This window comes from Parafrankia soli (assembly GCF_001854695.1).
GTDB lineage: Bacteria > Actinomycetota > Actinomycetes > Frankiales > Frankiaceae > Parafrankia > Parafrankia soli.
In genome coordinates this window covers 94,053-107,989 of record NZ_MAXA01000091.1, presented here as the reverse complement: position 1 = coordinate 107,989, position 13,937 = coordinate 94,053, and the positions used below count along the sequence as shown (strand labels likewise).

Annotated in this window: 8 protein-coding genes; 4 read left to right on the top strand and 4 right to left on the bottom strand. The window is 69.4% G+C overall.

Features of this window, described 5'->3' with window-relative positions; translation table 11 throughout:
* Window positions 1-112 precede the first annotated feature (112 nt).
* A complete protein-coding gene (locus BBK14_RS09560; protein ID WP_071061128.1) occupies window positions 113-2,788 on the bottom strand; it encodes an ABC transporter permease subunit in 2,676 nt (891 codons plus the stop codon).
* A 224-nt stretch (window positions 2,789-3,012) separates the two neighbouring features.
* Here BBK14_RS09560 and BBK14_RS09555 point away from each other — a divergent pair, with 224 nt between their 5' ends.
* From BBK14_RS09555 to BBK14_RS09545, 3 genes are all read left to right on the top strand, one after another.
* Window positions 3,013-3,780: an ABC transporter ATP-binding protein gene (locus tag BBK14_RS09555; RefSeq protein WP_083390828.1), complete on the top strand. Its 768-nt coding sequence runs from the start codon at window positions 3,013-3,015 to the stop codon at window positions 3,778-3,780.
* 204 nt (window positions 3,781-3,984) lie between these two features.
* Window positions 3,985-5,178 (top strand): ABC transporter substrate-binding protein, encoded by a 1,194-nt coding sequence (locus tag BBK14_RS09550; RefSeq protein ID WP_235013892.1) that lies wholly within the window; start codon window positions 3,985-3,987, stop codon window positions 5,176-5,178.
* Between the two features lie 60 nt (window positions 5,179-5,238).
* Complete coding sequence (locus BBK14_RS09545) at window positions 5,239-5,727, top strand: SDR family NAD(P)-dependent oxidoreductase (RefSeq protein ID WP_116430033.1); 489 nt, start codon at window positions 5,239-5,241, stop codon at window positions 5,725-5,727.
* A gap of 30 nt (window positions 5,728-5,757) precedes the next feature.
* On the opposite strand, the gene BBK14_RS09540 is transcribed toward BBK14_RS09545, so the two are convergent.
* The 3 genes from BBK14_RS09540 to BBK14_RS09530 form a co-directional block, all read right to left on the bottom strand.
* Window positions 5,758-8,010, bottom strand: coding sequence for a family 2 encapsulin nanocompartment cargo protein terpene cyclase (locus BBK14_RS09540; RefSeq protein WP_071061124.1), 2,253 nt, complete (start codon window positions 8,008-8,010; stop codon window positions 5,758-5,760).
* 62 nt (window positions 8,011-8,072) lie between these two features.
* Entirely contained in the window at window positions 8,073-9,485 is a 1,413-nt protein-coding gene (locus tag BBK14_RS09535; RefSeq protein WP_071061122.1) for a family 2B encapsulin nanocompartment shell protein, read from the bottom strand.
* A 908-nt stretch (window positions 9,486-10,393) separates the two neighbouring features.
* Window positions 10,394-11,398 (bottom strand): expansin EXLX1 family cellulose-binding protein, encoded by a 1,005-nt coding sequence (locus BBK14_RS09530; protein WP_071061120.1) that lies wholly within the window; start codon window positions 11,396-11,398, stop codon window positions 10,394-10,396.
* An 801-nt stretch (window positions 11,399-12,199) separates the two neighbouring features.
* Here BBK14_RS09530 and BBK14_RS09525 point away from each other — a divergent pair.
* Complete coding sequence (locus tag BBK14_RS09525) at window positions 12,200-13,768, top strand: ABC transporter substrate-binding protein (protein WP_083390827.1); 1,569 nt, start codon at window positions 12,200-12,202, stop codon at window positions 13,766-13,768.
* Window positions 13,769-13,937 lie beyond the last annotated feature (169 nt).

The following is a 13,937-nucleotide window of genomic DNA, read 5'->3' as shown; positions in this document are numbered from 1 at the left end:
CAGGCCGCGGGGTGACGCAGGCCGCGGGGCGACGTCGGCCGCGCGGGCGACACTGGCCGCCGGGTGACGCCGACCGCGGGCAGCCGGCCGGCGTCACCCGCGTCGGATCAGTTCAGTCCGGCATCGCAGCCTCACTCAGCACAGCGTCCGGCGCGGCCACGACGGCTTCCGTGGCCTCGCCGAGGTAGGCCTCCCGGACAGCGGGATCGGCCCGGACCTCCTCCGGCGTCCCGTCGGCGAGGACCTGCCCCTGGTGCAGGACGACGATGCGGTCGCAGGCGGACATCACCAGCGCCATGTCGTGGTCCACCACCAGGACGGCGAGGCCCTCCTCGTGCGCGAGATCGCGCAGGTTCGCGGAGAGCTCGCCGATCTCCGTCATCGACAGGCCGGCGCCGGGCTCGTCCAGCAGCAGGACGGCGGGGTTGGCGGCCAGCGCGCGGACGATGCCCACCAGCCGCCGCCTGGCCATCGGCAGCTCGGTGGGCAGCCGGGGGAGGTCCTCGGCCAGCCGGAAGCGCTCGACCGCCGTGTGAGCCGGGGCGGGCAGCCGTCCGTCGGTGTGGCCGGCGTTCTCCGCCGCGACGCGCAGGTTCTGCGCGACCGTCAGGTCCTCGAACAGCTCACCCGCCTGGAAGACCCGGCCCAGCCCGGAGCGGGCGCGGACGTCCGGCCCGTCGCCGTTGAGTGATCTCTCGCCGAGGTGCACGTTCCCGCTGGTCGTCGGTGCGAAGCCGCCGATCGCGTCGAGCAGGGTGGTCTTGCCTGCCCCGTTGGGGCCGACCAGCCCGGTGACGATCCCGGGCAGCGCGCGCAGCGTGGCGGCGGACACCGCGGTCACCCCGCCGAACCGCACGGTCACGTCGTCCGCGACCAGCGCGCCGCCCTCCCGCGCGGGCTGGGTCCCCTGCGGGAGCGGGGCCGGGTCGTTCTGGAACCGCTTGTGCCACGCGACGCCGTTCTCGTGCACGAGAACGGTCAGGACCAGCGCGGCGCCGAAGATGGTGGCGTAGTTCTCCGCGACGAAGCCGATGTGGAGCTGGGAGATCAGCAGGTAGACGAGGCCACCGAAGGCCAACACCCCGCCGAGCAGACCGCCTGTGATCGACGTGACCCCGGCGATCACGGCGAGGCTGACCAGGTTGATCGACTCCATGAAGGAGAACTGGGTGAAGGTGACCGAGGAGCTGCGGAAGCCCAGCAGCACGCCCGCCGCGCCCGCMAGGGACGACGAGATCACGAACGCGGACAGCTTCGCCCGCGCGATGTTGATGCCGACCGACGCGGCGGCCCGCTCGTTCGTCCGCACCACGAGCAGCCGGCGCCCCAGCCTGGACCGCCGCACGACGGCCACCACCACACCGGCGACCACCAGCCAGAACAGGGCGACGAACCCGTACCTGTCGGGATACCGGGCGGCATCGACGTCCAGGCCGAACACCGTCGGCAGATGCGGCTGGGAGCCGGTGATGCCGCCGGTGTAGTGGGTGCTCTCGAAGAGGACCCCGGAGACGGCGACGGCCATTCCCATGGTGAGGATGCCGAGGTTGATGCCCCGCACCCGTAGCGCGGGCAGGCCGACGAGCAGCCCGGCGATCGCGCCGACGGCCGCACCGGCCACCGGCGCCAGCACGAACGGCAGCGAGTAGTCGAGATCGAGCCGCACGGCGGCGTAGGCGCCGAGCCCGGCCACGGTCATCTGCGCCAGGCTGATCTGGTTGGCGTACCCGATGAGGACCACCAGCGACAGCACCAGGATGCCGAAGACGATCGACAGGATCGCGGCGTCGCGCCACTGGGCGTCACCGACGAGCAGGACGACGACTATCCCGACCAGCGCGAGGCCGACCGGGATGGGCCGGAACAGTCCCGCGGCGACGGGCGCGGCGGGGACGGCCGGCAGCCGGTTGCTCGCCCTGTCCCGGCGCAGGGTGAGGATGGCCATCACGGCCACGAAGGGAACCGTCTGCGGCCAGCCGAGCTGGAAGCGGCTCGGGACGTGCTCGGCCACCAGGTGGGTGACCACGCTCTCGCCGACACCGAGGGCGATGCCGCCGGCCAGCGCGAGCAGGTAGCTGTCGAACCGGCCGAGCAGGGCGGCGGCCAGCGCGAAGGCCATCACCGTCATCATCGCGGTGTCGAACTGCCCCACGATGGGGGCGACGAGGATGCCGGAGGCGGCGGCCAGCACGGATCCGAGAGCCCAGTTCAGGCTTCCGAGCATGTGCGGCGAGGCGCCGAGGGCCTGGGCGGCGGACTCGTGCTCCGCCATCGCCCTCGTCATCAGCGGCAGCCGCGCCCACGCCGACCAGGCTGACAGGGCCACCACGACCACGACCGCGAGCGCGAAGATGATGATTCGCTCGGAGGGGATCGTCTGGCCGAACACGTCCACGCCCGAGGACGGGAAGGATGTGTCGGGCACCCGCTGGGCGCTCCCGAACACCGAGTGCGCCAGACCGATCAGGGTGCCAAGGATTCCCAGGGTCGCCACCATTCGCGAGAGCTGGGTGCGGTGCCGGATGATCCTGATGACCAGCAGGTAGACGGCGGCACCGAAGACGGCGGCGCTCAGCAGCGTCAGCACCGCGGCCAGACCGGCCGCCATCCCCTGGTCGTCGCGCAGCCAGTAGAACACCAGCGCGCCCCACAGCGCGATGCCCCCGTGCGCGAAGTTGATTGTCCGTGACCCGCGGTGGATCGCCACGATGCCGACCGCGCTTACGGCGTAGACACCGCCGACACCGAGCCCTAACAACGCGAACTGTAAGACGGCCCGCAGATCCATGGAACCCCCTTGGCTAATGCCTGAATGAGTAGCGACGCGATTCGTGCCGCGTAATCGCCCCGCCCGTCCCGACGAGGGCTATTGCGGACCCTTGCGCAGGAGCGTAAGCTCGTGAGCGCTCACTCGCAAGGGTGTGCGGCGGAATCGTCTGATGGTGAAGTTGCGTGCCGCAGTCTTTCGGTAGCGGCAGGCGACGCTCACCCTCAGGGTACGGAGGATCACGGATGGCCGAAGCGGATCAGATTGCCTCGTCGGCGATCCCGGACGGCGGCCCGGTGAAGTCGACGGCCGCCGCCTCGACGGGTGCCGGCCCGCCGGCCGCGATCGAGGCGCGCGGGCTGGCTGCCGGCTATGGGCGGGTTCCGGTGTTGCGGGACATCGACATCAAGGTGCGGCCGGGTGAGGTCGTCGCCCTGCTCGGGCCGAACGGTGCCGGGAAAACCACGCTGCTGCGGACGCTCGCCGGGTACCGGCGCCCTACGGGCGGCGACGTTTTCCTGTTCGGCGCTCCCTGTAACCGGGTTCCGGTGTACAAGCGCTGTCGCCAGGGCGTGTCCTTTATGGGCGAAGAGCGGCATATCTTCCCCGGTTTGACCGTTCGGCAGTCGCTTCGTCTCGTCCGCAGCAAAAGCGGCCACCAGGAGCTGTTCCCGTCCCTCGACCGGCGCATCGGTCACCGCGCGGCCCTGCTGTCGGGCGGTGAGCAGCAGATGCTGGCCCTGACCCTCGCGCTCGCCCGGGACCCGCGACTGCTGCTCATCGACGAGCTGTCGCTCGGCCTCGCCCCGCTGGTACGTGAACGCCTGCTCGACACCGTGCGGGCGACCGCCGACCGCGGCGTCGGCGTGCTCGTCGTGGAACAGAACGCGAGATCGGTGCTGAGCCGCGCCGACCGGGCCTACGTCATGCGGCGCGGCGAAATCGTGGACGAGGGTCCAGCGCAGAGGTGGCTTGACGATCTCGACGGCCTCGCGGCACTCTACCTCTCCTGACAGCGGCGACCTCTCCTGAAAACAGCGCTGCGCGTCCGGCGTCAGGGCTCCTGGGAACGCCCGGCCCGTGAGGTGGCCCGATCACGCGCTAATAGCTGATCGCTGATCGTCGGACTGTTCATCCCGTCCTGCTGTCGTTCTGGTTTATCAATTTAAAGCTGGGGGCTGGTAATGCTGAAAAAAATTGCAAGAATGCTAGCGGTGATGCTGTCGCTCGCGATGGCACTTGCCGCGTGCGGCAGTGGGGGTAGTGATGACGGCGGGTCCGCTGATTTAGCGAGTGGACTGACCGGTGAGCCGATCAGAATCGCCTCGATCGCGGGTATGAGCGGTGGGGTGAGCAGTAACCCCGAGTACGCGGCGGGGGCCAGGGCTGCGGTACGGGGAGTCAACGAGGCCGGTGGGATCGACGGTCGGCCGCTTGAATTGAAGCTCTGTGACAACCACCAGAACGGGACCGACTCGGCCAACTGCTTCCGTGAGATTCTCGGCGATGACAGCATCGTCGCGATCGCGGGCGCGTCGGACAACTACCACGACGCATCGAAGGCGCAGATCGAGGCGGCCAAGATGCCGCTCATCGGCCAGTACCCGGTGTCGAAATTCGACCTCACCAACCCGCTCGCGTTCAATGTCAACGGCGCTGTCGTCGTCGGGTTCCACGGCTTGGCGCGGGATGTGGTCTCCAGCGGTGCCAAGCGTATCGGGCTCGTCACCCTCGACATCCCGACCGCGGACGTCATCCGCAAGACCGTCGGTGACGTCTTCACCGAGGCCGGTATCGAGGTCGTGAACAATGTCCAGCTCGCGCCCTCCACGGCTGACCTCAGCGCGCCGGCCCAGCAGGTCACGCAGGGCGACCCCGACGCGGTAGTGTGGTTGACCTTCGCGGCGCAGACCAGCGTTGCTGTCAAGGCACTGCGGTCGACGGGCTATGAGGGGACGGTCGCCTTCGCCGGCAGCGCGTTCGAGAAGAGCCAGATCGAGGAGATGGGCGCCGGTGGCCCGCTCACGGTCGGTCTCGTTCTCCCGCCGGCCTGGGACACTTCCACTCCGTATGGGAAGCAGTTCAACGAGGACATGAAGGCGTACGAGCCCGATGGCAAGATCGACGAGCTGAGCATGAACAGCTGGCTCGGCATCAAGATCTTCGCTCAGTTGGCGGCTACGCTGCCGACGGTGGACAGAGCGTCGGTCCTCGCCGGGATCCAGAAGATGTCCGATGTGGAAACCGGCGGCCTGACCCCGGCCATCGATTTCTCGAAGCCCAGCTCGCTGCCCTACGCCGCCATCTACAACCCGGCGTACACCACGGTGCACGTGAAGGACGGCAAGGTGGACTGGACGGGCAAGTTCTACGAGTTCGGGACGGGCAAGGAGCTCACCACCGCCTCGTAGTCCGACCAGCCAGGACGATCGACGGCGTCACACCCGTCGTGGACATAGGAGAAACGCGCCATGACATTCCCGGGCCGCCTCGACGGCAAGGCCGCGATCGTCACGGGCGCCGGGTCCACTCCCGGGCCCGGTGTCGGGACCGGGAAGGCGACGGCGATCGTCCTGGCCCAGGCCGGCGCGAGCGTCCTGCTTGTCGACATCCACCCCGAGCGGGCCGCCGAGACCCTCGAGGTCATCGAGAAGGACGGCGGCACCGCGGCTGTCTTCGCCGGTGACATGACCAGCTCCACCGACGCCGAAGGGGCGGTGCGCGCGGCGGCCGACCGCTTCGGCTCGGTGGACATCCTCGTCAACAACATCGGTGTGGCGATCGCCGGGACGGTCGCCGACACGTCCGAGGCGGACTGGGACAGGTCGCTGGCCCTCAGCCTCCGCACGGCCTTCCGCTGGATCACCGGGGTGGTCCTCCCCGTCGACGGCGGCGTCCCGGGCGTCACCCCGCTGATCATGGCCGACCGCCTGCGGGCCGTCCCGGCCCCGTCGGCCTGACCCACGCCGCCGGCGGTGTGACGTCCGCCTTCAGGAGCCGGTCAAGGCGGTCGGTTGCCCCGATTTTCCCGATATCATCCGTCGGATGTCGGCCGCCGACGTGCCGAGACCGACCGGCCCCCCGAAGGGCCGCACCCCGGCCGCCGGGTGGTGGCGCAGCTCCGCCTCGTCGTAACGCCGCGTCCCCTGGTGCCAGCGGAGCACCCCGGCCAGCCAGTTCTTCAGCTCGCCCACGTACCCCCGCAGGACGTCCCGTGCCTCCTCCGTCAGCTCGTAGGTGTCGAAGAGGGCGGGCAGCTCGACGTCGACGATGTGCTCGAACTCGCGCAGCCGCGCGGTCATCAGATCGTTGACCACGCCGATCGCGCGTTCGGCGCCGCAGCCGAGGAAGTTCTGGACCACGAGGACACCGTTGTGGATCTCGCCCTCGAACTGGATCTCCTTCTGGTACGAGAAGATGTCGTTGAGCAGACAGGAGTAGTCGGCGGCCGAGTTCTCGAGCGCCCTGACCGGCCGTGCGCGGTAGACCTCGGCCGGGACGACCCGCCCGTGCCCGAGCCGGGAGAGGCTCATCGTCAGTTCGGAACCGAAGGTCCGGCGCCGCATCTCGATGTAGTCGACCGGGTCGGGGATCCGGTTCTGCGCCTGGTTCGCCAGCTCCCACTGCCAGCTGTCGAGCATGATGCAGACCGTCCGGCGGAACGTGCGCCGGGAGTCGGGCGTCATGTCCCGGGTGGTGCGCGGCCACAGGTCGGCGAGGCCGCGCTCCAGCCCGCCGACCGGGACGGGCAGCGGGCCGGGCTCCACCGGCATGAGCTCCTTCAGCCGCTCGGTGCAGGCCCGCGCGCCGGCCAGGTCGCGGGTCCGTCCGTACAGGACCGGGTAGAGGTCGTCGGCGTAGGTCCCCCAGGTGAGCCATCCCGTCGTCAGGTCCAGCTCCGCGGCTGTCGCGTCCGGATGGATGGCCGCGGAGCACAGCGCGAAGTCGGCCGCCCGGAGCTTGTGCTCGTCCCAGATGCCGGGTACCGGGTCGAGAAACCCGACCGCCGCCGACCATTCGACGATGTTGTGACGGGCTGCCGCCAGATGCCGGCTCTCACCGGTCGTGAACGGCATGTAGAAGGCAGGGAGCTTCACCGGCCCCACGACCTGGTGCGGGACGTGGGTGAAAGCGCGCATCCGGGCAGGCGCGGTGGCCAGCAGCGACGCCGCGATACGCACCGCCGACGTGCCGAGCCCGGTGGCATCCCCGGGAAGGTTGCCGGGAACGGGCCCGGTCGCCCCGGACTCCGCGTTCATGTAGCGGCTGGACCGCATGTGCCACTCATGGCCGCCGGCCTGCCAGTCCTGCAGCCCCTTGACGTACGCCAGGACGTCCCGGCGGGCGGTCGGGGTGACGCCGTGCTCGTCGAGCACCGGCGGCAGCTCGGTGAGCGCGGTGTGCTCGAACTGGTGCAGCCGCGAGGTCAGCAGGTCGTTCACGGCGTCGGCCGCCTGCTGGGTCGGGCAGTCCAGGAACCGCTCCAGCACCAGGACGCCGTTGCTGAGCTCGCCCTCCTCCTGCACCTCCCGCTGGTAGGAGAACAGGTCGTTACGCAGGTGGATGGCGTCGGAGAAGGTGTCCCGCAGCACCTGCGCCGGCCGGGTCGCGGCGATCGCGTCGGGCACCTCGGCGTCCGCCGCGTGCTCGACCAGGTTCGCCGACCAGGGCGCGCCGCCGACCTTGCRCCGCATCTCGATGTACTCGACCGGGTTGGCGAGCCGGTTCTCGTCGATGTTGGCCAGCTCCCACAGGGACTCGTCCAACAGATGACGGGTGCTCGTCGCGAACCGCCGCCGCCAGGCCGGCGTGCGGTCCGGGACGGTGCGGGACCACAGGTCGGCGAGGCCACGCTCGACCGGGTTGGCCGGCTCCGCGGTGACGGCGCCCTCGACCGGCATGAACAGGCGCAGCCGGTCGAGATACCGGCGGGCTCCGGCGACATCCCGGCCGCGCTTGTAGACCTCGAGGAAGTGGTCGTCGAAGTAGAAAACCCAGACGTACCAGTCCGTGATGAGATCCAGCCGCGCCTCGTCCGCGTCCGGATGGGTGTACGCGCACAGCAGCGCGTAGTCGTGGGAGTCGAAGTCCTGCCCGCTCCAGATCGCCACACCGTCCTGCGGTACGTCGATCATCTCCATCTCCCCGGCCCACGCCCGGCTGTGCACGCGGGCGTGCTCCAGGTTCGGATTCAGCCGGGGTGGATAGGGCAGGTAGAACTCCGGGAGCGTGAAAGGCTGCATGCGCCGGTCAGAACCTTCCTCTGCCAGAGATTTCCGGTGTCCCGAGGGAATGACGCCGCTTCCTAATGCCCGATCTCGACGTTCTCGAGAACACCGAGCGCATCCGGCACGAGGACGGCCGCGGAGAAGTAGGTGGTCACCAGGTAGGAGATGATGGCCTGCTCGCTGATGCCCATGAACCGCACGGACAGGCCGGGCTCCAGCTCGTCGGGCAGCCCGACGTGGTGCAGGCCGATCACGCCCTGGTTCTCCTCGCCGGTCCGCATGGCGATGATCGACGTCGTCCCGGCGGCACTGACCGGGATCTTGTTCACGGGCAGCAGCGGAACCCCGCGCCAGGCCGGCACGTGCTGGTCGTGGAACAGCGCGGTGGCCGGGTAGATCCCGCGGCGGGTGCACTCCCGCCCGAACGCGGCGATCGCCCGCGGGTGGGCGAGCAGGACGTGCGTGCTGCGCCGGCGGCTCAGCAGCTCGTCCAGGTCGTCCGGGGTGGGGGCCCCGTCACGGGTGTGGATGCGCTGGCGGAAGTCGGCGTTGTTCAGCAGGCCGAAGTCGCGGTTGTTGACCAGCTCGTCCTCCTGCCGCTCGCGCAGCGCCTCGACGGTGAGCCGCAACTGCTGCTCGACCTGGTTCATCGGCTCGTTGTAGAGGTCGGCGACCCGGGTGTGGACCCGCAGCACCGTCTGGGCGACGCTGAGCTCGTACTCCCGCGGCGCCAGCTCGTAGTCGACGAACGTCCCGGGCAGGGTCGGCTCGCCGGAGTGTCCCGAGGAGATCGCGACCTCCGCCTCACCGGCCCGGTTGCGCGGCGGGCGCGGGCGGGCGAGGTAGTCGTCCACGTGCTGGCGCAGCTCCGGCGACCGGTCGAGGATCTCGGCGAACCGCTGGCGCGGCAGCACCAGGGCCGTCGTGCTGGTCACTGCGCGCACCGAGAACTCCCAGGTGACGGAGTCCTCGACGAGCACGTCGTCGCCGAAGTACGCGCCGTCGGCGAGAATCCCGAGCGATCGCGGGTCGTCGTAGTGCCCCGGCGCGACCTTGTCCACCTTGCCGTGGGCGATGACGAACAGCTCGTCCGCGGCATCACCGGCGGTCACCAGCGTGTCGCCGGCGGCGAACTCGCGCTGGGTGAACCGCTCGGCGAGCGCGTCGAGCACGTCACCCTCGAAGCCGCGCAGCACCGGCAGCTCACGGAGCTCCGCAGGGACGACCCGCACGTCCGAACCGGTGTTGACGACGGTGATGAGGCCGTCCCCGACGACGTAGCTCAGCCGCCGGTTGACCCGGTACACGCCGCCGGCGGCCTGCACCCAGGGGAGGACACGCAGCAGCCAACGGGACGAGATCCCCTGCATCTGGGGGACGGACTTCGTCGTCGTCGCGAGGTTGCGCGCCGCGGCCGTACCAAGGCTCGACAGCGGCTGGCCGGCGGCACCGTCCTGGACGTCGGAGCTGGCCTGCGCGGGCGTGGTCATACTAGCCACCTATCTCTGGTCATTCAGGGACGAGGGCGGGACTCCGGCACCGGCGCGCGCGGGGGAGCTCCTCAGCACGGTGAACCCCCCGGGAACCGCGACGTGCGCGGTCGGCGTCCTTTACTGAGATCCCGGCGCTCGGTCGAGGCCGGATCCCGGCGCGGACCGGCGCCACGGACAGAATTGCAGGCAGAACTGCATAACGAAGTGCAGGCGGAACATCGAAAGAACGCGAAGGACTGTGGCGGCGCGCCCGGAGGCGCGATCGGTCTTTGTTGTGAAGCTGCGCGTACGATGAATACTTCGGTGATCATCCCCAGGTGTGAAACCCGGCGCGCCCGGGACCGTTGTCAGCCCGCGATGCAGTTTCCGTCGCGGTGCGGCGCGCAGTGGAAGCCTTTCGTATCGATCGTCCCGATGGCAAGCACTCCACGGAACCAATCGAATCTGGTCCCTGGTGATTGTCCGCCCTGGTCCTTCGAAATTGTCCTACCGATCACGCGGTGTCACGGAGGTGATTCGGTGGACGTCCCCTGTCCGGCCCGTTTCTGCCGGTAACTGTCGCTATATATCCAGAAATTTCCAGGTGTCGACGATTCGTACCCGTCAAATCCTCAGTGCAGTTTTCGGTGCACGCCGGGTAATGGCCCCGGCGGTGTACTAGCCGTATCTGCTTATTGATGCCGGACGATGGTGAGCTGTAATCACTAGCAATCGCGCTGACAGATGGTCACAACGGCGGGCCGCATCCGGCGCTTCCGGCCCCCGCGAGCCAGCGGCGGACCATGTGCCGGCCACCAGCCGACCGACGCCCGCCTGCCCCGCCGAGCTGTTCGCCTGTCCGCCCGCCGGCCTGCCGTGGCGCGGCGGCCCCCCGTCCGCCGAGCCACGGTTCCGTCGGCGGTTGGTCAGTGCCGGGCGAACTGGCTGCCCGTCGTCTGCACTGAGGCGGGTGCAAGGTTCACGGTCTCGACAAGCTGCTCGCCGTAAACGTCGGTGATCCGCACGGTGAACGGCCCCGGACCGAGACCCTGCGGTGCCACGAAGTAGTTCCACATCTCCCGCGGCAGCGCCGTCCAGGCCCCGTTCACCCGAACCTCGAGTGAGACGACCGGATTGCGATGGTTACGGACCTGAATTGCCAGCCAGTAGGCCGACGACCCCTCCTTGACCCGGAACTGGACGGATCCGATGTCGGCCGGGCTCACCAGCCGCCAGGTGACGTCGACCAGCCCGGGCACGCCGCCGGCGATCCGGGCGAAGGCCTGCTGGCTCAGGTCGAGATGACCAGGACCGCACTCCGGGCACCGGTCGGTGACCTTCACGACCGTGGTGCCACCGGGTCCGGTGACCTCGATGTACGCGCCGCAGGCGCGGGCCGTCTCGTAGTCGAGCTCGTTCATCGCCACTACCGGCATGGCCGGGTCGGTCAGGCGGTCGAACATGCAGTTGCCGCCGCCGTCCGCGCCGTAGTGCGTCGCCGGACCGGTGCGGACCACACCCGGCTGGATCCGGCCGGGTGTGACCGGCACGCTTGTCGGCCCTGCCGGTGCGCCCGGCGCTGGCGCGCCTGTCACCGAAGGCCGGCCGGGCGGCGCCGACGGACCGGTGGGCGCGGTCGAGGCACCGGTACCCGGCCCCGCGGTGCCGCCGATCGTCGGCCCGGCAGAAGGAGCGGGGCCGACCGAGGGCGCTGGGGTGACCGAGGGCGCTGAGCTGGCCGTGGGCACCGAGGTGGGCGTGGACGACGGACCGGGCGTAGACGCCGCGGTCGCGGTGCTGACCGGGTCGGGCTCCGGCGGACCACCGCCGACCGCCGGTTGGCAGCCGGTGGCGAGGACGACGGCGGCCGCCGCCGCCATGCCGAGCAGGGCACGCCGAACCGGCGAGACGAAACCTGGGGCGGGGGACATCGGAACTACCTCCGTGGCCGGAGCGCCGACGACAGCCGGCGCCGCTCTACCCCTCCCCGGACCTCGCACGCTAGCGGGTGTCGCGATCAGCCGTCGAGCGCCCAGGGTAGCTACGAGAACACTGTGGCGATCTCGAGGTCGCATGTTGTGTCACGTTGGTTCTGGTATGTCCAATTGTTCGGAGGTCCGTGTACTGTGCAACCGCCGTCGGGCGGTGTCCGGGTCGGCCGCACAGGATCGACTCGCGCCCCCTGCCGCCTGGCGCCGCAGGGGCTCCGGCCCAGGTGGCCCGGAGGGCGCCGTGGTCAGGCCGGCCCGTTTCTATCGTCGCCGGGTATTGCTGAAACACAGATATTGGTGGCATCCTACCGACACTTAGCCGGCGCCCTGGGGAGGACGAGGTGGATTCTGGTATAGCCGGGGGCGCCGCGACGGGGCGAGTTGGTTCCCGATATGCGGGTGCGGTTACCGGCGAGTACCTCACCCTCGGCGGTGTTCCAAAGTCACCATGGCCGAGGCCCGGCATGAGCCACGGCCCACCCGGTTCGCGGAAGTAAGCCCCGCTAAATAACTCGTACAGACCGGCCGATGGCTCTCCGTGCGCACGGAGAGTCTGACTTTCCGGCTCGACGGAACTTGACGGAATGCGTCGCGATGGCGGGTCGTCCGCCTGCGAAGCACTGCCTTCTCCGTGGCCGCCCGGATCCTCTCCGGTCGGCTGATCCGTCGTCCCGGCGCGCCCTGAAGGGCGTTGACCGATCGATTCCCCGATTCCGCCACGTACATAACGAGAGGTCACTGATGGCGCGTAAGAAGCGATTACTCGGCGCGGCCGTGGTCTGCGTCGCTACCCTTGTCCTGGGAGCCTGCGGGGGCGGTGATTCCGACATGGCCAGCCCGGCCAGCGATGCCTCCAGCAAACCCGTTTCGGGTGGCATCGCGCGAATCATCATGACGAGTGACCCGACCAGCCTGGACCCGGCGTCGCTGGCCAACCAGGCGGCGATCACGGCGGTGCTGGGCAACGCCCTGTACGGCACGTTGCTGACCACGGACGAGACCAGCAAGGTCGGCTACTCGATGGCCGAGTCCTTCACCACGACCGACGGCGGCGCCACCTTCGAGCTGAAGCTGCGCCCTGACCTGGTCTTCTCCGACGGTACGCCCCTCAACGCCGCGGCTGTGAAGTTCAACTGGGACCGCATCAAGGACCCGGCCACCGCGTCGTCGAGCCTGCCGGAAGCGGCAATGGTCGCCTCGACCGAAGTGATCGACGACCGCACGATGAAGGTCACGATGACCACGCCCATCGCGGCGTTCGCGCAGGCGGTCGTCGGCACGGTTCTGAACTGGGTGGCCTCGCCGGCAGCCCTGCAGAAGGGCAAGCAGTCCTTCGACGAGAAGCCGATCGGCGCGGGACCCTTCACCCTGCAGAGCTGGACCCGTCAGGCCGAGATCAAGCTCACGAAGAACCCACGCTACTGGGACGCGCCCAAGCCCTATCTCGACGGGATCACGCTGCGCACGGTGCTCGACTCCAACCAGCGTTACAACACTCTGACCAGCGGCGGCGCTGATGTTTCCATCGAAACAAACTGGATCAACCTCGGGAAAGCCGAGGCCGCTGGCCTCCCGTCCGACCTGCTGCCGCTCAGTGGTGGAAACTTCCTGGCGCTCAACACGCGCCGAGCCCCGTTCGACGACATTCGGGCGCGGCAGGCCGTTTCCGCGGCGCTGGACATCGACGCGCTGAACCTGGCCGCCTACAACGGGAAGGGCAGTGTCGCGGAAACGCTGTTCACCGATGCCTCACCCTTCTACTCGAAGACGCAGCTGAGGTCCACCGACCGGGCGAAGGCACAGCAGCTCTTCGACGAGCTGGCGGCCGAGGGAAAGCCGGTGTCGTTCACCTTCTCCAGCTATCCGACCAGTGAGAACAAGGCGATCGCGGAGAACGTCCAGGCCCAGCTCAGCAGCTTCAAGAACGTCAAGGCCGAGGTCGCGATCATCGATTTCGCGAAGGGCACCGCGCTGCGCTCGACCCACGACTTCGACATGGTCATCTCGTCGGCGGCCTTCCAGGACCCCGAGCCGCGGCTACTGGCGAACTTCACCGGGAACTCACCGGCCAACATGTCCGGTCTCGCGGACCCGGAACTGGATGCGGCCCTGCTGGCCGGCCGGACCGCGAACTCGGTGGCCGATCGTAAGGCGGCCTACGACAAGGTACAGGCGCGACTGACAGCGATGACGCCGGTCATCTTCCTCATGCGATCGGCCCCCGGCGCGATCGCGGCCAAGAACGTCAACGGCCTCAGGCAGTACGGCGCCGGCTCCCTGCTGCCCGAGGAGCTGTGGATCGAGAAGTAGCCCCCGCCGGTGGCGCCCCGGGAACGCCGTGCATCTCACGGCCCCGGGGCGTCAGCGTGTCCGCGGACGCCGCACCCATTGGCGAAGCGGAGATCCCACCGGTTCAGCGTGCCACGAACGCGGCTGGCGGTGGCGGCGGCGTCCCGTCGCCGTCTCGTCCCTGATGCGC